Source organism: Pantoea allii (assembly GCF_046529425.1).
In the GTDB taxonomy this organism is placed as follows: Bacteria; Pseudomonadota; Gammaproteobacteria; order Enterobacterales; family Enterobacteriaceae; genus Pantoea; species Pantoea allii.
The window spans coordinates 333,244-353,825 of record NZ_CP125958.1 but is presented as its reverse complement, the minus strand read 5'-3'; the positions used below and the strand labels follow the sequence as shown (position 1 = coordinate 353,825).

17 protein-coding genes are annotated in these 20,582 nt (G+C 54.7%); 10 read left to right on the top strand and 7 right to left on the bottom strand.

The genetic code is table 11. From position 1 onward, the window contains the following. The first annotated feature begins 4 nt into the window (after positions 1 to 4). The gene (locus QNH99_RS01615; protein WP_172896989.1) at positions 5 to 2,290 is read left to right on the top strand and encodes a zinc/cadmium/mercury/lead-transporting ATPase; all 2,286 of its coding nucleotides are present in this window, start codon (positions 5 to 7) and stop codon (positions 2,288 to 2,290) included. Between the two features lie 26 nt (positions 2,291 to 2,316). Here the strand turns inward: QNH99_RS01615 and tusA are convergent, their stop codons facing one another. Continuing rightward, positions 2,317 to 2,568, bottom strand: coding sequence for a sulfurtransferase TusA (gene tusA / locus QNH99_RS01610; RefSeq protein ID WP_063877562.1), 252 nt, complete (start codon positions 2,566 to 2,568; stop codon positions 2,317 to 2,319). 205 nt (positions 2,569 to 2,773) lie between these two features. Between tusA and QNH99_RS01605 the strand changes: the two genes are divergently transcribed. Beyond that, on the top strand, positions 2,774 to 3,439 hold the full coding sequence (locus QNH99_RS01605) for a 7-cyano-7-deazaguanine/7-aminomethyl-7-deazaguanine transporter (protein ID WP_063877563.1): 666 nt from the start codon (positions 2,774 to 2,776) through the stop codon (positions 3,437 to 3,439). Between the two features lie 117 nt (positions 3,440 to 3,556). Continuing rightward, positions 3,557 to 4,111, top strand: a complete 555-nt coding sequence (locus tag QNH99_RS01600; RefSeq protein ID WP_063877564.1) for a DcrB family lipoprotein — start codon at positions 3,557 to 3,559, stop codon at positions 4,109 to 4,111. 114 nt (positions 4,112 to 4,225) lie between these two features. On the opposite strand, the gene QNH99_RS01595 is transcribed toward QNH99_RS01600, so the two are convergent. Continuing rightward, a complete protein-coding gene (locus QNH99_RS01595) occupies positions 4,226 to 6,148 on the bottom strand; it encodes a bifunctional 5-dehydro-2-deoxygluconokinase/5-dehydro-2-deoxyphosphogluconate aldolase (RefSeq protein WP_145394640.1) in 1,923 nt (640 codons plus the stop codon). Between the two features lie 620 nt (positions 6,149 to 6,768). Between QNH99_RS01595 and QNH99_RS01590 the strand changes: the two genes are divergently transcribed. From QNH99_RS01590 to QNH99_RS01580, 3 genes are all read left to right on the top strand, one after another. Further along, on the top strand, positions 6,769 to 7,779 hold the full coding sequence (locus tag QNH99_RS01590; RefSeq protein ID WP_410517230.1) for a Gfo/Idh/MocA family oxidoreductase: 1,011 nt from the start codon (positions 6,769 to 6,771) through the stop codon (positions 7,777 to 7,779). Between the two features lie 26 nt (positions 7,780 to 7,805). After that, positions 7,806 to 8,702 (top strand): myo-inosose-2 dehydratase, encoded by an 897-nt coding sequence (gene iolE, locus QNH99_RS01585; protein WP_410517229.1) that lies wholly within the window; start codon positions 7,806 to 7,808, stop codon positions 8,700 to 8,702. 247 nt (positions 8,703 to 8,949) lie between these two features. Next, positions 8,950 to 9,801 (top strand): MurR/RpiR family transcriptional regulator, encoded by an 852-nt coding sequence (locus QNH99_RS01580; protein WP_063877569.1) that lies wholly within the window; start codon positions 8,950 to 8,952, stop codon positions 9,799 to 9,801. A gap of 151 nt (positions 9,802 to 9,952) precedes the next feature. Here the strand turns inward: QNH99_RS01580 and iolB are convergent, their stop codons facing one another. The 3 genes from iolB to QNH99_RS01565 all read right to left on the bottom strand — a co-directional run bounded on the left by iolB (position 9,953) and on the right by QNH99_RS01565 (position 12,903). Next, complete coding sequence (iolB, locus tag QNH99_RS01575) at positions 9,953 to 10,771, bottom strand: 5-deoxy-glucuronate isomerase (protein ID WP_063877570.1); 819 nt, start codon at positions 10,769 to 10,771, stop codon at positions 9,953 to 9,955. A gap of 81 nt (positions 10,772 to 10,852) precedes the next feature. Beyond that, the gene (locus tag QNH99_RS01570; protein ID WP_410517228.1) at positions 10,853 to 12,358 is read right to left on the bottom strand and encodes a CoA-acylating methylmalonate-semialdehyde dehydrogenase; all 1,506 of its coding nucleotides are present in this window, start codon (positions 12,356 to 12,358) and stop codon (positions 10,853 to 10,855) included. A 167-nt stretch (positions 12,359 to 12,525) separates the two neighbouring features. Further along, positions 12,526 to 12,903, bottom strand: a complete 378-nt coding sequence (locus QNH99_RS01565; protein WP_410517227.1) for a hypothetical protein — start codon at positions 12,901 to 12,903, stop codon at positions 12,526 to 12,528. A 143-nt stretch (positions 12,904 to 13,046) separates the two neighbouring features. Here QNH99_RS01565 and QNH99_RS01560 point away from each other — a divergent pair, with 143 nt between their 5' ends. Then, on the top strand, positions 13,047 to 14,426 hold the full coding sequence (locus QNH99_RS01560; protein ID WP_241568187.1) for a nucleobase:cation symporter-2 family protein: 1,380 nt from the start codon (positions 13,047 to 13,049) through the stop codon (positions 14,424 to 14,426). 246 nt (positions 14,427 to 14,672) lie between these two features. Beyond that, positions 14,673 to 15,728, top strand: a complete 1,056-nt coding sequence (locus QNH99_RS01555) for an AI-2E family transporter (RefSeq protein WP_096012684.1) — start codon at positions 14,673 to 14,675, stop codon at positions 15,726 to 15,728. Here the strand turns inward: QNH99_RS01555 and QNH99_RS01550 are convergent. Next, on the bottom strand, positions 15,717 to 16,400 hold the full coding sequence (locus QNH99_RS01550) for a FadR/GntR family transcriptional regulator (RefSeq protein ID WP_283379205.1): 684 nt from the start codon (positions 16,398 to 16,400) through the stop codon (positions 15,717 to 15,719). The two genes, QNH99_RS01555 and QNH99_RS01550, sit on opposite strands and share 12 nt — an antisense overlap. A 148-nt stretch (positions 16,401 to 16,548) precedes the next feature. Between QNH99_RS01550 and uxuA the strand changes: the two genes are divergently transcribed. Further along, positions 16,549 to 17,733, top strand: a complete 1,185-nt coding sequence (gene uxuA, locus QNH99_RS01545) for a mannonate dehydratase (RefSeq protein ID WP_410517226.1) — start codon at positions 16,549 to 16,551, stop codon at positions 17,731 to 17,733. 449 nt (positions 17,734 to 18,182) lie between these two features. Then, entirely contained in the window at positions 18,183 to 19,763 is a 1,581-nt protein-coding gene (locus QNH99_RS01540; RefSeq protein WP_410517225.1) for an EAL domain-containing protein, read from the top strand. Positions 19,764 to 19,814: 51 nt separating this feature from the next. On the opposite strand, the gene QNH99_RS01535 is transcribed toward QNH99_RS01540, so the two are convergent. After that, positions 19,815 to 20,147 carry a hypothetical protein gene (locus QNH99_RS01535; RefSeq protein ID WP_410517224.1) on the bottom strand — a complete coding sequence of 111 codons (333 nt, stop codon included), beginning with the start codon at positions 20,145 to 20,147 and terminating at the stop codon, positions 19,815 to 19,817. Positions 20,148 to 20,582 lie beyond the last annotated feature (435 nt).

Here is a 20,582-nt window from a genome sequence, read left to right as displayed (position 1 = left end):
TTATATGCATCAACATCATGCTTGTGGCTGCGGTAAGCCCTGCGGCACGCACCGTGCCGCGAAACCGCTTTGTGCAATTCGCCCTGTCCGTTCCGGCACTCTCTCTATTATTGCTGCGACGCCCGAAACCGCTGACGGTAACGGTGGTGGTAGTGACTGCCCGTGTGCTGGCTCATCCGGCAGCGAAGCCGATGACGAAGGTGACCGACGACGGTCCTCTGATGCCTTTCAGTTCAGCTGGCTGGTCAGCGGTATGGACTGCCCCAGTTGCGCCCGCTCCATCGAAACCGCCGTTCGCCAACTGCCCGACGTTACTCAGGCCCGCGTGCTGTTCACCAGCGAAAAACTGGTCGTTGACGCCCGTGCGCCGGTTCAGTCTGCAATAGAAGACGCCGTCAGAAAAGCCGGCTTCCAGCTCTCCTCAACCTCGGTTTCCGCCCCTGTGCCATCCCCATGGCAAACCTGTTTCCCCCTGATACTGCTTGCCGGGTTGATGCTAGCCAGTACGGCGCTCAGCCAGGTCAGTGCTGTGTGGGGCGATCGATTATTTATTCTGACCACGCTGGTTGGTCTGATTCCGGTAGCGCGTAAGGCATGGCAACGCCTGCGAACGGGTTCCGCCTTTACCATTGAAACCCTGATGACCCTGGCATCGGCAGGGGCGCTGTTGATTGGCGCTCATGCGGAAGCGGCTATGGTCCTGCTGCTGTTTCAACTGGGTGAACGACTGGAAGCCTATGCGGCAACCCGCGCACGCAGTGGTGTGAGCCAGCTGATGGCGCTGCGCCCCGAATCAGCCGTGCGCCTGCAAAATGGCATTCGCACTGAGGTTCCGCTGGCGGCGCTGCAGCCCGGCGACCGGATTGAGATTGCCGCCGGTGGTCGTCTGCCGGTAGATGGATGTTTAGTCGCTGAAAGCGCCAGTTTCGATGAAAGTGCCTTAACCGGGGAGTCGTTGCCGGTTCTGCGCTCGCGGGGCGAAAAGGTGCTGGCAGGCGCCACCAGCGTGGATCGCCTGGTGGAACTGGACGTGGTGTCAAAACCCGGCGAGAGTGCCATTGACCGCATCTTGCAACTGATTGAGGAAGCGGAAACCCATCGCGCGCCGGTGGAACGTTTTATTGACCATTTCAGTCGACTTTACACGCCAGCGATTATGCTGTTGGCCCTGCTGGTCATGGTGTTACCGCCCCTGTTCGGCGCGGGCCCCTGGCTGCCATGGATCTATAAAGGCCTGACGTTACTCCTGATTGGTTGTCCCTGTGCGTTGGTGATCTCAACGCCCGCCGCCATTACCTCCGGCCTGGCGGCGGCGGCACGTCGTGGCGCACTGATCAAAGGTGGCGCGGCACTGGAGCGCCTGAGTACGGTGCAGACGATTGCGTTCGACAAAACCGGTACGCTGACAGAAGGTAAACCGCAGCTAACCCAAATTTTGCCGTTCGGCGATCTCACTGAAGAACAGATTCTGCTGCTGGGCGCAGCCGTGGAGCAGGGTTCAACGCATCCGCTGGCGACGGCCATCGTGGCCGCCGCACAGGCCCGAGGCTTGACTATCCCGTCTGCCACTCACCAACAGGCGATGGCCGGAAGCGGTATCAGGGCAGAGATTGAAGGCCAGCGCGTTGAACTGCTGGCACCGGCGCACGTCAGCCTTCTGGACCCGCAGCAACAACGCCTGATTAGTGAGCAGGAAGCGCAAGGCGACACGCTCGTTATCCTGCTGCGTGAGGGCAAAGCGCTGGGTGCGCTGGCATTGCGCGATCGCCTGCGCAGTGAAACCCCTGCCGCTTTGCAGGCGTTAAAAGCGCTTGGCATCAACAGTATTATGCTGACAGGGGATAACCCACGCGCGGCAGCCGTGGTGGCGCAGCAACTGGATATCACATGGCACGCGGGCTTATTACCTGCCGATAAAGTTGAGAAGGTTCGCCAGCTCAGTCAGCAGCAGGTCGTCGCGATGGTGGGTGACGGCATCAATGATGCACCCGCCATGAAGGCGGCAACGCTGGGCATTGCGATGGGCAACGGCACCGATGTCGCGCTGGAAGCGGCCGATGCGGCTTTAACGCGCAATCAGCTTAGCCACCTGGCCCCGATGATCAGGCTGGCACGTCGTACCCGGGGCATTATTCGCCAGAATATTGGTATTGCACTGGGGCTTAAGGCACTGTTTCTGGTCACGACGCTGCTCGGTCTGACCGGATTGTGGCTGGCGGTGCTGGCTGATTCAGGTGCCACCGCGCTGGTCACGGCGAACGCGTTGCGGCTGTTGCGCTCGCGGGATTAAGCCTCTGACGGCGGCAAACGCCGCCGTTATTCGCCCATCCCTTTCTTGATCAAAAACTGATAGGGCAGCGTTTCCGTTTGCGCGGCCAACAGACGATGCTCCATAAAACGGCAAAAACCGGGAATATCCCGCGTGGTTGCCGGATCGTCAGCGACGATCAGCAGCGTTTCCCCCTCCTGCATGCCGCGTACGGTTTTGCGCACCATCATGACCGGTTCGGGACAGCGCAGGCCTTTGGCATCCAGTTGATGGTCGGCGGAAGAAAATACATCACTCATGACGATCTCAATTCAGGTTGGCGGGCGCCTATTCTAGCGCGTCGGCCCTCTGACGCAAGGCGGTAACGATTGCGTTAAAATTAGCCATTGCATTAATAGCACAACAGGGTAAGATGCGGCCGTTTTTTGTTCATGAAACCGCCGGGCGCTGAATCCTCTACGCACGGCAATGGGTTCCCTCACCCCACCATTAAAAAGGCTTATTATGCTCGCATTTACACCGCGTCAGCGCACCTACGCGCTTCTTTGGCTGTCCCTGTTTCACCTGTTGGTGATTACCTCCAGTAATTATCTGGTGCAGTTGCCCGTTTCCCTGTTCGGCTTCCATACCACCTGGGGCGCGTTTAGCTTCCCGTTTATTTTCCTGGCAACCGATCTGACCGTTCGCATTTTTGGTGCGCCGCTTGCACGACGAATTATTCTGGCGGTGATGGTTCCTGCCCTGTTTATCTCCTATACCATTTCCAGCCTGTTTTATCAGGGCGAGTGGCAAGGCTGGCAGGCACTGCAACAGGTGAATCTGTTTGTCGCCCGTATCGCCTGTGCCAGCTTTATGGCTTATGCGCTGGGCCAGATTTTGGATGTGCACGTATTTAATCGCCTGCGCCGTTTGCCGCAGTGGTGGGTAGCGCCGGGCTGCGCCATGTTTTTAGGAAATATCAGCGATACGCTGGCGTTCTTTTTTATCGCCTTTTACAAAAGCTCCGACCCGTTTATGGCGCAGCACTGGGTGGAAATCGCCCTGGTGGATTACAGCTTCAAGGTGCTGATCTGCATGGTGTTCTTCCTGCCCGCCTACGGCGTGTTGCTGAATGCGGCGCTGAAACGTCTGGCCGAACGCCAGGCTCAGCCACAGATACATTTCGGCTAACCGGCCATTCAGCCTTTCCTGACAATCCGCTAAAATCTTCTGACAATACTCAGGTTGCGTTTGCAACCTGATTCCTGTTGTATAAACGCCTGAGCGGAAATTTAAAAAGGGATTCTGATGCGTAATTTAGTGAAATATGCGGGAATTGGTTTGCTGGTCCTCGGCCTCGCGGCCTGTGACCAAAAGAAAGATGAAGCGGCAAACGACAACGGCGCATCTGCCAGTCAGTCGGCACAAACCGTGACGCTGATGGATGGCAAGTTAAGCTTCTCCTTACCACCGGGCATGTCCGACAAGAGCGGCAAGCTGGGTTCACAAAGTACCAACATGCACGTTTATGCTGATGAGAGCGGCGCGCGGGCAATTATCGTGATTGCGGGTGATCCCACCAACGAAGGTCTGGATGTTTTATCTCAACGTATGGAACAGCAGCAGCGTAACCGCGATCCGCAGCTACAGGTTGTCTCGAACAAAGCGGTGACGCTGGGCGGCGAACCTGCACAGCAGCTGGATACGGTGATTTCAGCTAACAACCAGACTTCATGGTCTTCGGTCGTGTTGGCCAAGGTGGACGGTAAGCTGATGACCATGCAGATTACACTGCCGGGTCAGAATCAGCAGCAGGCACAAAGTGATGCTGAAACGGTAGTGAAGAGCATTGCACTGAAATAATCGCGGACGGGCGCTTGCCCGCCCTGCGCGTTATTGCCTGTTCCTGAACGCTAAGCCACGCACCGTGCGGAAGACATCACTCCGCACGGTGCGCAATCATCCTGCCTGCTTTGGCTATCGCACCTGCTCGCGCGCCATGCGCCAGTATTCAATCAAACGCAGATAATTCTCTTTTACCGCCGTCACCAGCGCGTCGTCACCGATCTCATCCTGCAACCACTGGCGTGAAGGCTGAGCAAAGATAGTGCGTCCCACCGCGAAACCTTTTACCCATGGCGCTTGCGCAGCCTCGGCAAAACCGGCTTTCAGCTTCTCTTCTGGCGCATCCAGCCCAAGTAACAGGATGCCGCGACAGTGAGGGTCCTGCTCCTCAATCAGGGTGCCAATGGCCTGCCAGCTTGCCGTCGACAGAGGGGGTAATTTCCACCAGTCCGGCTTAATCCCCAGTCCATAAAAGTGACTCATCAGCATCAGATAAAAGGCTTCATTATGATCCGGCTGGCTGTCTGGCAGAATCACCTCAAGCAGCAGTTCGTGCCCGCTTTTGTTGCAGCTTCTCCAGACATCCAGTAACAGGGCATCCTGCTCTTCCCGCAGTTCTGCACTGTCGTGAGGATGATAGAACACCAGACATTTCACCACGTGCTCTAACGGCCAGCTAATAAGCTGGGTGCCGATATTGCCGTGTTCAAGACGCAGGGGGCGCGATCCCGGTAACTCTACCGGCCGCCCGATCCATCTGTTCTTGCCGGTAATGGCGTTAAGCGCCCTTTGACCAAAGGTCGTATCGGCCAGAATCCCGCTTTTCGTCTCTATGCCCGCCTGCTTTACCGCCTGCTCTGCGGCCTGCAACAGCAGAAGCTTGAGCTGCGAAATGCGGCTAACGTCAGCGCCCGCGGCCAGGGCCATATCGACCAGTTGCTTGCGATGGTCAAAGGCGAAAATATTGAGCTCAGGCCAGGCTTGCTGCCGGGACGTTACCCGGTGCAGGTGGGTCAGTTGGCTATCCAGATCCGGGCGTTTTACTGCCTTTTCACGGCTCAGGAAATCGTCCAGTTCCTCTCGGGTTGGCATCGCCGGGGCGCAACCGTGGCGTGAAACCACCAACGCACCACAGGCGTTGGCATAACGACAGGCCTGCTCCCAGCCCTCATCGTTTAGCCAGCCACGCAGCAGACCCGACATAAACGCGTCTCCGGCCCCCAACACATTTAACACCTCGACGCGTACGCCGCTGTGCAGCTTAACCTGATCCCAGCTTTCCGGAATCTCGTTTTCAAAGACAACGCATCCCATTGCGCCCCGTTTGCAGACCAGCGTGGCACGACTGACCTCGCGCACCTGTCTGAGTGCCGTCAGCGTGTCAGTGCTGCCGCCCGCAATATGAAACTCTTCTTCGGTGCCGACGATAAGATCGAAGTAATGGACGACCTCCTGCAGTTGCGCCGTCACCTCGGACGAGGCAATGAAACGTGTTTCACCATCACCCAGCGAGGTTAATCCCCACAGCACCGGGCGATAGTCGATATCCAGCGCCGTGCGCAGACCGTTTTTGCGGGCAAAATCCAACGCTTTCAGCACGGCGGCACGCGTTTGAGGATGCGATAAGTGAGTGCCGGTGACCGCCACTGAGCGTGAAGAAGCAATAAAGGCCTCATCAATGTCCTCTGGCACCAGCCCCATATCGGCGCAGTTATCGCGATAAAAGATCAGGGGAAAGGTCTCTTCATCTTTAATGCCGAGAATGACCAGTGCGGTCAGGCGCTTTTTATCGGTTATCAACGCATCCGTATTGCAGCCCACACGTTGCAGGCTCTCACGTAAAAACCGGCCATTATGCTCATCGCCAACGCGCGCCAGCATGGCCGATCGCAACCCCTGAATGGCCGTGCCGTAAGCGACATTACCCGACGAACCACCAAGATATTTGGCGAAGGACGTAGTGTCCTCCAGCCGCGCGCCAATTTGCTGACCATAGAAGTCGACGGCGATGCGTCCAATACAAATCACATCAAGACGCTTCTGTTGTGTACTCATACTTCTGGTTTCCTTCTGTGATGAGCAGACACTGCGGACAGGTTGGGGATCGAGGTCTGAAGGTGTCTGGTTAACGATAAATGCAGTATGAGGAACAAATATTCCAAATTCAATTCAAAATGAAACTTACAATGCGATTATGTGAACCAGTTAAAAATCTATTATTCCCTGACGACCGATCGTACAGCCAGGCAACTTATCTCGCGATGCCCGTGCCACAAGGCGAGCGGCTTTGCGCTCGCTTTCGTGACGCGACAGCGGGGATGAAATGAAACGCCATAAAAATATGTAACTATTACTAAACATTCCAGTTACCCCTGTTATCTGATTCGCCACAGATGATTCAGGAATGTAAATTTGATCCCACTCGCAAAATGAAATATTTCTTCTGTAATGGTGTTTTATGAAAAATGCATTTGTTTATAATCCACTGACATTTCAGTTTTCCAGATCGCGTTCTCCGTTCCGCCTCACCCGTTGCAGCGGATGGGCATAAACCGCCGGGCAAGAACGAGCACGGCATGTGGCATACGCATCTGGCGCAGGCCAAAAAAGCGTGATTTCCGGGCCGTTTAACGGCTCATGTGTCTTATCTCCGATTTAACCCTACAGGTGTAATTATGACGTTGAAACTTGGTGTGATTGGAACAGGTGCGATTGGTCAGGAACACATTCGCCGCTGCAACAATGTCTTACAAGGGGCAAAGGTAGTGGCGGTATCCGATATCAACGTTGAAGGGGCTAAGGCTGCGCTGCAACGACTGAATATTGATGCAGAAGTGCACCAGGATGGCTTTGACGTGATTCACTCACCCAATGTCGATGCGGTGCTGGTGACCTCATGGGACCCGACCCATGAAGAATTTACCCTGGCGGCCATTGCGGCCGGTAAGCCGGTGTTTTGTGAGAAACCGCTGGCGATGAGCGCAGAAGGCTGTCGTCGGGTGGTAAACGCAGAAATCCAACACGGCACGCGGCTGGTTCAGGTGGGGTTTATGCGACCTTACGATGCCGGTTACCGTGCGCTGAAGAAAGTGATTACTGACGGTGAAATCGGCGAGCCGCTGATGCTGCATTGCGCGCACCGTAACCCGACGGTGCCGGAAAATTACAACACCGAAATGGCCATCACCAATACCTTAATTCATGAACTCGACGTCCTGCGCTGGCTGACGAGTGATGATTACAAAAGCGTGCAGGTGGTTTTTCCACGCGTCACCGCCAAAGCCCATTCGCATCTGAAAGATCCACAAATCGTCCTGTTTGAAACGCAGAAAGGCGTGCGCATTGACGTAGAAATCTTTGTGAACTGTGCCTATGGCTACGATATCCAGTGTGAGGTTGTCGGTGAGGAAGGTATCGCCAGACTGCCAGAGCCTTCATCGGTGCAGCTGCGTAAGCAGGCCAAACTGTCCAACACGATTTTAGTCGACTGGAAAGACCGCTTTATTGAGGCTTACGACGTCGAGCTGCAGGCGTTTATCAACGACGTGAAAGCGGGCCAGTTAACCGGTCCTTCTGCCTGGGATGGCTTTGCTGCCTCGGTGGCTGCGGATGCCTGTATCAAAGCACAAAAGAGCGGTGCCATTGAACCTATTGAAATGCCCGCCCGTCCGGCATTTTACAACTAATCCCTATCGCCATAAGCAGGTAACCGATGAACAACGATAACGTTAAGCTGGCGATAGCGCCCATTGGCTGGACAAATGACGATATGCCGGAGCTGGGCAGCGAAAACACCTTTCAGCAAACCGTGAGTGAAATGGCGCTGGCAGGCTTTACCGGCAGTGAAGTTGGCAGCAAATACCCACGCGATCCTGCCATTTTGAAACCGATGCTCGACATTCGTGGCATTCAGATCTGCAATGCCTGGTTCAGCACTTTCTTTGCTCAGGGTGATAAAGCTGAAACCCTTGAGGGATTCACGGCCCACATGAATTTTCTCTATGACATGGGTGCCCGCGTCATCGGCTGTTCCGAACAGAGTAAAAGTATTCAGGGCACAACGCTTGCGGTGCTGGACCATAAGCCTGTCTTTAATGACGATGAGTGGCAGCGCACGGCGGAAGGTTATAACGAACTGGCCGCGCTCGCGGCCGCCAAAGGTATGCGTGTCTGCCTGCATCATCATATGGGTACGGCTATTCAGACGCCCGCCGAAATCGATCGTTTTATGGCGTTAACCCATGACGAGGTGGGCTTGCTCTATGACACCGGCCACATCTACTACTCCGAAGGTTCACAGGACGTCATGCTGACGGTGCTGAAAACCTACATGCCGCGCATTTTTCACGTTCATCTAAAAGATGTGCGGGATGAGATTGTTGCTGAAGTACGGGACAAGCATCTGTCATTTCTGGATGGGGTAAAAAAGGGCACGTTTACCGTACCGGGCGATGGTGTTATTGATTTCAAACCGGTTTTCAAAATTCTTGATGACTACGGCTATAAAGGCTGGATGGTCGTTGAGGCCGAGCAGGACCCCGCGCTGGCCAATCCGTTTGAGTACGCGGTTAAAGCCAGAAAGTATATTCGCGAGAACACCGGGCTGTAAGCCGGTATCGGTGCCTGAGCAACGCGTTATACGGTTATCAGGCTGCGCCCAATGTTGTCTCCGGGCGCAGCCTTTTCACGTCGGTAGAGCTGAAACCGCCGCTTTCGCCAGTGACGGCGAATCTGTGAGTCATTTCATAAACTAATGAAATAAATTCCGCCTATAAAACAAACAAATGAAATTTTCCAACCATCTGATATCATAACGTCCATTATCCAGCCACGCGTTACGCAAATGAGCAGACTTCATGAGCAATAATCCTTCCCAACTTTCACAGCTGCAGGACGAAATCCGCCGCCGTTATGAAACGCTGAGCAAACGGCTGAAGCAGGTGGCTCGCTATATTCTTGATAACAGTAACAGTATTGCTTTTGATACCGTGGCCTCCATTGCACAGCAGGCGGATGTACCGCCTTCTACCCTGATTCGCTTTGCCAATGCGTTTGGCTTTAGCGGGTTCAACGAAATGAAACAAGTTTTTCGTCAGCACCTGATGGAAGAAACCGTTAACTATACTGAGCGTGCGCGGCTATTCCGTCAGACAGCGGCCGATGATGCCGCCAACTCACCCGAAAGCCCAGCCGAAATCCTGAATGTGTTCACCATGGTTAACAGTCAGGCACTTCAGCAGTTGGCGATGCAGGTGAGTCCTGAGCAGTTAAACAAAACCGTAGAACTCCTGAATCAGGCCGAGAACGTTTACGTTATCGGCCTGCGCCGTTCGTTTAGCGTCGCCTCCTATTTGGTTTATGCCCTGCGCCATCTGGAACGCCGTGCTTTTCTGATTGACGGACTGGGCGGCATGTTTACTGAACAGCTTAATCTTGTGACCCCAAAAGACGTGGTGATAGCCATCAGCTGTTCGCCTTATGCCAGGGAAGCCGTAGAAGTGGTAGAACTGGGGGCGAAACGGGGTGCCAGCTTAATTGCGATTACCGACAGCCAGGTTAGCCCGCTTGCAGCGTTTAGTGACGTCTGCTTTGTGGTACGCGAAGCCCAGGTCGACGGCTTCCGTTCTCAGGTTGCCTCGCTATGCCTGGCGCAGACGCTGGCAGTGTCCCTGGCATTGGCTAACGCCCAGACCGGTCAAATCTCCTGACAGGCCGCCGTCTGCGACGGCATGGCTTGCCTGTTATACCTGTACGACTGACCCCACCTGAATAAAGCCGGGCGCATCCTGCCATCGCGCGTACAGCCTTTTGCGTCACAAAAAAGGCAGCCCGCAGGCTGCCCGTTGCTATCCGCAGTGATTAACCCGCCGGATAGTGATCGCTGTTAATCCAGGCGTGATCGCTTTCCCAGCTGAATTTCCACAAGCGAACCGGCCCTGCCATCACATTAAGATAGTAGTTGTTGTAACCCGCTATCGTCGCCACGGGATGGTAACCGCGCGGCACCGTGACCACATCCCGGTTGTAAACGGCCATGCACGCATCCAGCGAACGATCGTCCGTGTAAACGCGCTGCATAGCGAAGCCCTGTTCGGGTTCAAAGCGGTGGTAATAGGTTTCTTCGAGATAGGTTTCGTTCTCGCTGTTTTCCTGATCGTGTTTGTGACTCGGATAGGAACTGGTGTTGCCCTCGTCGGTAAACACTTCTACCACCAGCAAGCTGTTTGCCGGTTCACTGTCCGGCAGAATGTTATGCACCAGGCGCTGGTTGTGTCCTTTGCCACGCCGTTCAACGCCGACATCTTCTGGCGCAATCAAGCGGGCGGGCAGTTTGTCGCCCTGGCCCGGAGCCTGACACACGGCCAGTTCCAGATCGCTGTCAGCCGTTACCGTCACGGCATCATCATGCGGGACGTACACGGAATAAGGCGGTATACGTTCAAACGGCGACATCCGCTTGCCAAGCCCCGGAAAGGTCGCATGGCGCGTGGTGACGGAAGCCAGGCCCGCGACCAGCACCAGACAAAGTTCAGTATCGCCGCTAGTGAGGTTGAGCGTTTGCCCTTTTTTCAACAGGTAAGACTCGAAACCTACATAGCGCCAGCCCGCACTTTCCGGCGTCACCTGCTGTATGCGCCCCTGGTTATCAGGCTGTTTTACCTTCGAGAGTAATGACATCCGCCGTCTCCTTATCCGCCGTCCTTCAGAGTAAACATGCTGTTAGCCAGCGCCCACGATCAGGCTAACTGGCCCATCCACTTAACCTAACGTTGGCATACTAAATTCAGAAACCGTTTGCTGACCGCTCGGCCAACGTACGGTAGCCGTTTTCATGCGCGTATAAAAACGCACGCCATCTGGCCCGTGGACGTTGAGCGCCCCGAATACCGACCGCTTCCAGCCACCAAAACTGTGGAACGCCATCGGCACCGGAACCGGCACGTTGACGCCGACCATGCCAGCTTCGACATCCTGCACAAACTCACGCGCAGTGTGACCATTACTGGTAAAAATGGCGCTACCGTTACCAAATTCGTGACTGTTAACCAGTTTCAGCGCACTGTCGTAATCCGCCGCGCGCATGATGCTCAGCACCGGGCCAAAAATCTCTTCGCGCCAAATCACCATCTCTGGCGTGACATTATCGAATAGCGTGCCGCCGACGTAGTAACCGTCCTCAAAACCCGCGACCTTTTGGTTACGCCCATCGACGACCAACGTTGCCCCTTCCTGCTCGCCACTATCGATATAGCCCAGCACTTTTTTCTGATGGGCGGCAGAGACGACAGGACCCATTTCATTTTCGTCGCTGCCCTTGTTGATGCCGGGACCGATGCGTAATGCTTTAATCAGCGGCGTCAGGCGCGAAATCAGCTTATCCGCCGTGTCATCACCTACCGCCACCACCACCGGCAGGGCCATACAGCGCTCACCCGCAGAGCCAAATGCACCGCCCATGATGGCATTGACCGTGGCATCCAGATCCGCATCTGGCATCACAATGGCGTGGTTTTTTGCCGCGCCAAATGCCTGTACGCGTTTACCATGCGCACTGGCCGTTTTATAAATGTGCTCAGCCACACCCGACGAGCCGACAAAGCTGACGGCCGCGATACGGGAATCTTTGTAGAGCTGTTCTGCGTTGTCATTCGAACTGTGGACAACGTTGAAAACGCCGTCCGGCAAGCCCGCTTCCTTCAGCAGCTCCGCCATGCGTACCGCGGCTGACGGGTCCAGTGCCGGTGGCTTAAGAATGAACGTGTTACCGCAGGCCAGCGCAATAGGGAACATCCACAGCGGCACCATGGCAGGGAAATTGAAAGGTGTAATTCCGGCGACCACACCCACAGGCTGCATGAGCGAGTAGCTGTCTACCCCGCCTCCCACATTGGGTGAGTTCTCACCTTTAAGCAGGTGGGGAATGCCGCAGGCGAACTCAATCACCTCGATGCCGCGCGTCAGTTCGCCTAACGCATCGGACCAGACTTTACCGTGCTCAGACACGATCAATGCCGCCAGTTCATCACGATGTTGTTCCATTAAGGCTTTAAAGTTGAACATCACCCGGGCGCGACGCAGCGGTGAGGTTTTGGACCAGGCAGGAAAGGCAGCATGTGCCACGTCAATCGCCTGGGCCACTTCATCTGCGCTGCTTTGGGTCAGTTCACGGATAACCTTGCCGGTCGCCGGATCGAACACAGGAATGGTTTCGTTGCTGGCACTGAACGTGGTTTTACCGCCAATAAAATTTCCTAAGATAGTCATGATGTTGCCTCTTTGGTGTGTACGGTTCCAGCAGGCAAAGCACAAGAAGTGGCATGCTGGCTGGGCAGATGAAGCCAAAAGCATGCTATGAAGCTATTACAATGAAACAAATTTTTCAAATAAATGTTTTTGGAAAATTACTTTTTAGTGGAGCAGATCGCATTTCTTCATTTTATCTCCGATGAGCCGCCAGCAAAGGCTGTTCTTTTGCTCGCCGCAGCGTCACCTCTGCCGACGCGGCACATAACGAAACGCCCACCTGTTACGCTTTTTATCGATCTCTCAGCGAAGATGCCGGTTGCGGTCAGACAGACTGAAGCGAAAAAACACTCTTTTAAAATTTCAAATTTAACTAATTCGAAATAAAAGTTTCCTTTAGCGCCGTATTTCTTCCTTATCGGTGTGAGGAGATAAGCGTGCAGCATGCCATCGCGCTCCTTATGGATCGCCTCGTGACGCACTTCCATGGTGCAAAAAAACGGCTTAATGGCGATTTCATGAACCCATAATTTCTTACATGCCCAGTCAGGAATCATCTGTTTCATGTGCATCCGGGCGTAATGCACCAGGCAGAACCGCCCTATCCTGTTGATTTACTAACGTTAAAAGCATTCAGACATGATGAGTCAAAAAGCTGGCCTGCTTTATGCAACATCGAACAACTTCCCCGCACTGAGATGAGATAACCGTGTCTGACGAAAAAAACAGCGGCCTGCTTTACGGTCTGGACCAACGTATTCCGCCACTTCAGGCTTTTTTTAGCGCGTCACAGCATGTGCTGGCCGGCCTGGTCGGCATCATTACGCCCCCGTTGCTGATCGGCACGGCGCTGGGTCTGGACGCGTGGCTGCCGTATTTGATCAGCATGTCGTTGCTTGCCTCCGGCATCGGCACCTTCCTGCAGTCAAACCGCGTTTGGGGCGTGGGTGCGGGCATGATATGCATGCAGGGCACCAGCTTCGCCTTTCTCGGTGTGGCCATCTCCGGTGGCCTGTGGGTCAAAGCGCAAGGCGGCAAGCCAGAGGACATTATGGCGATGCTGTTTGGCGTCAACTTTGTGGCGGCGCTGGTTCCGGTTATCGTCAGCCGCTTTATCGACACCTTAAAGCGGGTCTTTACTCCCGTGGTGACGGGCAGCGTTATTGCGCTCATTGGTATCAGCCTGATTAAGGTCAGCGTCATAAACTGGTGCGGCGGTGAAAAGGCACCGGATTTCGCCAGCCTCAGCAACCTTGCACTCGGTGCGTTAACCCTGGGGGTGATAGTGCTGCTAAGTTGCGCCAGCAACCGTTGGCTGCGACTGTCCTCCATCGTAGTGGGCATCGTCACGGGCTGTATCGCCGCCGCGCTGAGTGGCAAATTTCATATTCAGGGTCTGGGTGACAGCACCTTCCGTTTACCGTCCCTGTTTCCGTTTGGCTTCCACTTCAGTAGCACCATTTTCATCCCCGTGGTGCTGGTCTCTCTGGTCTGTATTATCGAGGCGGTGGGCGACCTTACCGCGAACAGTTTGATCTCCGGCAAGTCGATTACCGATCGGACCTTCAGCGCCCGTCTCAAAGGGGGCATTCTGGCTGACGGGCTGAGCTGTATGATTGCAGCGATGCTCAGTGCCTTTCCCAATACCACATTTGCGCAAAATAACGGCGTGATCCAGATGACCGGCGTAGCAAGTCGTTTTGTCGGTCGCTATGTCGGTGTGATACTTATCCTGCTGGGGCTGTTTCCCCCCTTTAGCGAGGCGCTGCGACAGATCCCCACGCCGGTGCTGGGTGGCGCAACGATGGTGATGTTCGGCTGTGTGGTCACGGCAGGCATCCGCATCCTCAGCCAGACCGCGCTGACGCGCAGGGAGATGCTTATTGTCGGGCTGGCTTTTAGTTTCGGCCTGGGGATTGAATCCGTTCCTGCCTCGCTTTCCCATCTGCCGCCCATGATTGAGAACCTGTTTGGTTCGGCAGCCACCAGCGGCGGCCTTGTCGCCATTGTCCTGAACCTTCTTATTCCGGGTGGCGAAACCGCTGTGCGTGAAGAGGTAAAACAGGGTGAATCCGCGCAGTCGCTTTAACGCCGCATCCGCACCTACGCCAGCGTTGTCGTGGGTGCGTCGCCGTGCGCGCAGACGCACAGTGTCATAACGTGGCGTGCCTCACTCAGCGCCGATAGCGCGCTTTTATGCGCAAGCGTGAAGCCAGGTTATCGTGCCCGTAGCCAACCAGCCGCAGCGCCTGGTTTACCGTTTCCCTTAATGAATCAGACGGTTACTTTTCCTTCAGCTACACTTTCATCAGTTATTTATGCGTAGAGATAAAGAATGAACGCGTTGCAGCAGGAAAAAATTGGACAAAACATCTTAATTAAACTGGCGATGCTGGTGATTATTCTTGCGGGGATACGAGCCGCCTCAGACATTCTGGTGCCGCTACTTCTGGCGGCCTTTTTTGCCATCGTACTGAATCCGCTCGTGACGATACTGATGCGGCGCGGGCTACGACGCGGGATGGCGATCGGGCTGGTGATTACGGTGATTTTTATCGTCATTCTGCTGCTGGGAGCCGTGCTGGCCAGCTCCATGAGTGAGTTTTCCGATCTTTATCCTCAACTGCGCACCATCCTGGAAAAGAAAATGGTGGTGGTTCAGCACCTGGCGGCCAGCATCCATCTTAATATCTCGACTAACTCCCTGGTTCAACGCTTTGACCCTAACACCGTTATGAACCTGGCCAGCGTGGCGCTGAGTGGGTTTTCCGGTGCCATGACCAATACCGTTTTACTGGTCCTCACCGTGGTCTTCATGCTGTTTGAGGTGCACCATTTGCCTTATAAAATGCGTAACTCCTTTGTGAACCCCAAAATTCGCATTGCCGGATTACACAAGGCACTCAAAGGTGTGACGCACTACCTGGCACTGAAGACGTTGATCAGCCTGATCACCGGGATAGCAGTGTGGCTGACGCTCTACCTGCTGGACGTGAAGTTTGCGTTACTGTGGGGCGTTGTGGCCTTTATTCTTAACTTTATTCCCAATATCGGACCGATTATCGCCGGTATTCCGCCTTTCCTGCAGGCGCTGCTGCTCAACAGCGTCTTTGACGCGGCGATGGTGGCGGCGCTGTTCACTGCCATTCATATGGTATTTGGCAATATGCTGGAGCCGCGCATCATGGGGCGCGGCCTGGGTTTATCAACGCTGGTGGTGTTTTTGTCGTTGATATTCTGGGGCTGGCTGCTGGGCCCGGTCGGGATGTTGCTATCGGTTCCCCTGACCAGCATCACCAAGATCCTGATGGAAACCACGCCGGGCGGCAGCCGTCTGGCTATCATGTTGGGCACCGGCCGGCCCAAACCTTCGCGACTGTTAACCAAGTAAGCGCTGCTGCACATGTTGCAGATGATGCCTCATCGCCGCCTGTGCAGCCTGCTCATCCCCGGCAACAATCGCCTCAGCGATACGCTGATGGTCGGCATTCATTTCCTCCGCAAAGGTATTGTCTGCATAGTGACTTTCCAGTCGGCGGACATGCGCGCTCTCGCGTTTGTTCCACAAATTTTCCATCATCTCCCGCAGCAGATCGTTGCCGCTCATCTCGCTAATCAGCAGATGAAACCCCTTGTCCTGCTCAATAAAAGCCGCGTCGTTTTCATTAAATGCCTGCAGCGCTGCGCTGAGGGATAGCAGTTGCTGACGCTGGGCTTCACTGCCGTTTCGCGCCGCCAGCCCGGCCAGCATACTCTCATAGGCTTCGCGCGCCTGTAGCAGGTCCTGCAGGCTGAAACTCTCCGTTTCTTTGCCGGATGAGGGCTGGGGTAAGGTCTGAGCGACAAAAACCCCGGTGCCGGTGTAAATGTTGACGTAGCCTGTCATCTCAAGCGCAATCAGCGCTTCGCGCACCGACGATCGGCTGACGCCAAGCTGCTTAGCGAGTTCCCGCTCCGGCGGCAGCGCCCCGCCCGGCACGAAATCGCCACGATTAATGCCGTCAATAATGGCATTAGCAATCTGCCGATAAAGCCGCTCAGTTTTTAAGACCGGTAGCGCCATAACCCTCTCCTGTTGTCGACACGCTTTTAGGCTTTGGATGATACGTATTTACTATGCTGCGATCCGGATCACGGCCTTAATTTACGCGCTATCTTACTCTTGGTCCAGCGGCCTGACCACTGGGCCACACGTTCACCAAGGAGTAATAATGGAACATACATGGCGCTGGTACGGCCCAAACGACCCTGTGTCACTCGACGATGCTCGCCAGGCAGGTGCAACCGGGATTGTCACAGCACTTCACCACATCCCGAACGGCGAAGTATGGCCTGTCGCCGAAATCAAAGCACGTCAGGCGCTGCTGGCAGAAAAAGGGCTCACCTGGTCTGTCGTTGAAAGCATTCCCGTTCATGAAACCATTAAGACGCAACGCGGCGATTATCAGCACTATATCGCCAACTATCAGCAGTCGATTCGCAATCTGGCCGCGTGCGGGATTGATACCGTCTGCTACAACTTTATGCCGGTGCTGGACTGGACGCGTACCGATCTGGCCTGGTCACTGCCGGACGGTGCGAAAGCGTTACGCTTTGATGCCGATGCGTTTGCCGCCTTTGAACTGCACTTGCTACAACGCCCCGGTGCAGAAAAAGATTACAGCCCCGCCGAGCAAAAAGTTGCCGCAGAACGGTTTGCTGCGATGAGCGAAGAAGAAAAAACCACGCTGGTGCGCAATATCATCGCCGGCTTACCTGGCGCGGAAGAGGGTTACACGCTTGAGCAGTTTCAGGCTCAGTTGGCCCAGTATGACGGTATCGACAAAGCCAAACTGCGCGAACACATGGCCACCTTTTTGCGGGCCATCGTCCCCGTAGCGGAAGAGGTCGGCATTAAGCTGGCCGTCCATCCTGACGATCCACCGCGTCCAATCCTTGGCCTGCCGCGCATCGTCTCTACCCAAGAAGATATGCAGTGGCTGAAAGAAACGGTAGACAGTCTGCACAACGGATTCTGTTTCTGTACCGGTTCCTACGGCGTCCGTGAAGATAATGCCCTTGTCGCAATGGCAGAAGCCTATGCCGATCGCATTAACTTTGTGCACCTGCGGGCGACAAAACGAGAAGCGAACCCCAACAGCTTCCACGAGGCGGGCCATCTGACCGGCGATGTGGATATGGTTGGCGTCATCAAGGTGATCCTTGCCGAGGAGCAGCGTCGTCGCCGGTCGGGCGAGCAACGTGCCATTCCGATGCGTCCCGATCACGGTCATCAGATGCTGGACGATTTGCACAAGCGCACCAACCCGGGCTACTCCGCGATTGGGCGGCTTAAAGGGCTGGCAGAGCTGCGCGGTGTGGAAGTGGCACTGAAGCAGATTTATTTTCAGGATTAACAGGTCGTTGCCCCGCGCTGTTCAGGCTGTCGGGGCACACATCCGTCTGACCTCGTTTTTATTTCACGGTTATCGCCTTATCCGCGCCCGCTATTTACCCGATTATCCGACGGCAACCGCCCTCCCGCCGTAAAAAGACAGTGCGCATTTTACCCCGCCGGGTTTGGGTTTCGCTCTGTGTTGCCGCCCCACCGCGACCGTTTACAGGTCAGTCACCGTCCGTTCTTCCGCCTTATGCGATCACCGTTTTGCTGCAGCCATCAAACTAATCGCTGAACTTTCACCAATAGTATGAATTTTGTGTCAATTAAATGCCCACAAGGTCGATAATTGACCTTATCGGATGATAAGGGATTTCCGACCGTTCACCCGCGGCGTGAACTGGCGTGCTATGTTGCAGTGACCCTTAGCACCTCGCAAAACATCATAACGATTCAGAGGTTTTTACGGTGCCGCTAATAAAAAGAAAGCGCGATCACGCCAGATCGCTCATCGTCCTTGCAGGGCTTCTGCCCCTGCTTTTGGGTTTGCTATTTACTGCTATCGATGCCAGAAAGACAGTTAAAGAACAACAAGTGAATACGGCAGCGACCTTGCTGTCTCAGGCAGAAAAAATCAGCGATAACGCCTGGAGTATGATCGCTTCGCTTCGTCAATATGACGATCAATCATGCGATCAGGTCGAGAATACATTGCGCATCAATGGCACCCTTCATCCCTATTTTCGCGGTATCGGCAGGCTGGAAAGCGACATGGTCAGCTGCTCTTCCGCCTATGGCAACAAACCCGCGACCCTTGAAGCCATGATTGGTACTGCACCGCCGGTGACGGGCAAAGACCGGTGGAGTTTATCCCTCACCGGTTCTTACAGCGTGCCGGATCGGCCTGCGGTGATATTCGTGCGCCAGATTTCTGCGGACAAAGCACTTTGGGTGATGGTGGAAGGACAGTACCTGATTGATTTTATGAGTGCCCTGGGCAGCACACATGAGTACAGAATCACCATGCGTTTTAATAACGGCGCGCCAATAGTGTCAGGCAATAGCGAAATGCCAGGCAACCACTGGCTTTTACCACAGATATACAAGGCGGCTTCCTCTCGTTATCCCATTAGTGTCACCCTGATTGCGCCGAGCGCCGAGCGGGTCAAGACGTGGGCACAGTTGCTTTTCGTGTTTATGCCAATGGCGGCGATTTTTTCCGTTCTGTTTATGATTCTGACGACATCCTGGTTACGCAGGCGCTTTTCATGGGGAGATGAAATGCGTCGCGCTATCCGCTCCCGGCAATTCAGCGTGCATTACCAACCAACCTACAGCTGCACATTGCAACGCTGTTCCGGTGCAGAGGCACTGCTGCGCTGGACGCTCCCCAATGGTGACAGCGTGCGCCCTGACACATTTATTACCGCCGCCGAAGCAGAAGGCATGATTATCCCGGTGACGCACCATCTGATGGATCTGATTGTGGAGGACACGCAACACTGGAAGCCCAATCCAGGCTTTCATCTGGCGATTAATGTGGCAGCCGAACATCTGCAGCACCCAGACTTCGTCAATGACATGCTGAACTTTGCTAAAAGGATGGCGAAAACGGAGTTTAACATTACCCTGGAACTGACGGAGCGCAGCCTGATTAAAGAAGGGAACGTGGTCGCCACTAAGCTGGCTCAGCTGCGCCAGGCCGGGATGAAAGTGGCGATTGATGACTTTGGCACAGGTCATTGCTCACTTAGTTACCTGCAAACCTTTGCGCTGGACTATCTTAAAATCGACCAGGGTTTTATTAACGCAATCGAGTCGCTGGAGGGGGAAACGCCGGTGCTGGATGCCATTATCAGCCTGAGTCATAAACTGAAGCTGCAGGTGCTGGGAGAAGGCGTGGAAACGGCATTGCAGTTCCGCTATTTGCAGCAGCATGGCGTCACCTTCGTCCAGGGCTATTTTTATGCCCGACCCATGGATAATACGGCGACGATTGCGTGGATGGCGCAGTATGGTCATCTGCCCGTTGAGGTGGATAACCCCTGAGCCGCGGGCGCTACACGCAGAATCAGCCTGATGGCGACGGCGTTGACTGGCTTATTTTCGCTGCGACGCCCGTTGTTTACTCGCCGCCCGCAATGCCACCGCCACCGCGTCTTCCTGTTGGTCGCAAGAGGCAGCATCAGACGCACGCCCGGCACGCTGATTCAGGCGTTGCAGCGTCGGCATCGACTGCTGTAACAGCTGCTGGCACACCTCATAGTCCGAGCACTGCTTGCCCGTTACCGTCGACGTTTGCAGCGTCTCGCTCAACTGCGTCAGTCGATCAATCCAGTATTTAGCCCGGCAGCTTAGCCATCCTGAATGGAGCGGCGCGTGAGTGGCGACGTCAGTCTGCCGGGGAGCGCGACCCACCTCAGAAGAATCCATTAATTTTCTTTCTACACTATCGATCTGCGCCACCCAGGGGCTCTGGCAAGTGTTGGATGCTTTCCTTGACATTCTTCCTCCAAATCAAGGTGAAAGAGTATTGCCGAAGGCGCTCCATTAGGCAAGTTTCAAACCCCATCCCGAAAAATGCTTAAAATTTATTAATAACTTAAGCCAGGCGGTGACTGTCGTTCAACATCGAAGCGCTTATTTACCAGGCAAACGCGCGGGAAGCCTGACTTTTTTTCGCGTCGTTTCCTGCTACAAACCGCAGGTGAAACTGCTCGTTTTCAGTTCAAACATGACAAATATCACACAAAAACGTTATACTCTTCCGCCGATAAACCAGATGACGGCAGTATTGGTTGTATTGGTGAGTCGACAGAGAATGCTGTTTTACGGCTATGCTTAAATTTCCTCAACGAAGCGGTCTGA

Bases quoted from the DNA above. Each gene is read 5' to 3' on its own strand.
- QNH99_RS01615 (WP_172896989.1), top strand. From the start codon at position 5: ATGCATCAACATCATGCTTGTGGCTGCGGTAAGCCCTGCGGCACGCAC.
- tusA (WP_063877562.1), bottom strand. From the start codon at position 2,568: ATGAGTGATGTATTTTCTTCCGCCGACCATCAACTGGATGCCAAAGGC.
- QNH99_RS01605 (WP_063877563.1), top strand. From the start codon at position 2,774: ATGCTCGCATTTACACCGCGTCAGCGCACCTACGCGCTTCTTTGGCTG.
- QNH99_RS01600 (WP_063877564.1), top strand. From the start codon at position 3,557: ATGCGTAATTTAGTGAAATATGCGGGAATTGGTTTGCTGGTCCTCGGC.
- QNH99_RS01595 (WP_145394640.1), bottom strand. From the start codon at position 6,148: ATGAGTACACAACAGAAGCGTCTTGATGTGATTTGTATTGGACGCATC.
- QNH99_RS01590 (WP_410517230.1), top strand. From the start codon at position 6,769: ATGACGTTGAAACTTGGTGTGATTGGAACAGGTGCGATTGGTCAGGAA.
- iolE (WP_410517229.1), top strand. From the start codon at position 7,806: ATGAACAACGATAACGTTAAGCTGGCGATAGCGCCCATTGGCTGGACA.
- QNH99_RS01580 (WP_063877569.1), top strand. From the start codon at position 8,950: ATGAGCAATAATCCTTCCCAACTTTCACAGCTGCAGGACGAAATCCGC.
- iolB (WP_063877570.1), bottom strand. From the start codon at position 10,771: ATGTCATTACTCTCGAAGGTAAAACAGCCTGATAACCAGGGGCGCATA.
- QNH99_RS01570 (WP_410517228.1), bottom strand. From the start codon at position 12,358: ATGACTATCTTAGGAAATTTTATTGGCGGTAAAACCACGTTCAGTGCC.
- QNH99_RS01565 (WP_410517227.1), bottom strand. From the start codon at position 12,903: ATGAAACAGATGATTCCTGACTGGGCATGTAAGAAATTATGGGTTCAT.
- QNH99_RS01555 (WP_096012684.1), top strand. From the start codon at position 14,673: ATGAACGCGTTGCAGCAGGAAAAAATTGGACAAAACATCTTAATTAAA.
- QNH99_RS01550 (WP_283379205.1), bottom strand. From the start codon at position 16,400: ATGGCGCTACCGGTCTTAAAAACTGAGCGGCTTTATCGGCAGATTGCT.
- uxuA (WP_410517226.1), top strand. From the start codon at position 16,549: ATGGAACATACATGGCGCTGGTACGGCCCAAACGACCCTGTGTCACTC.
- QNH99_RS01535 (WP_410517224.1), bottom strand. From the start codon at position 20,147: ATGGATTCTTCTGAGGTGGGTCGCGCTCCCCGGCAGACTGACGTCGCC.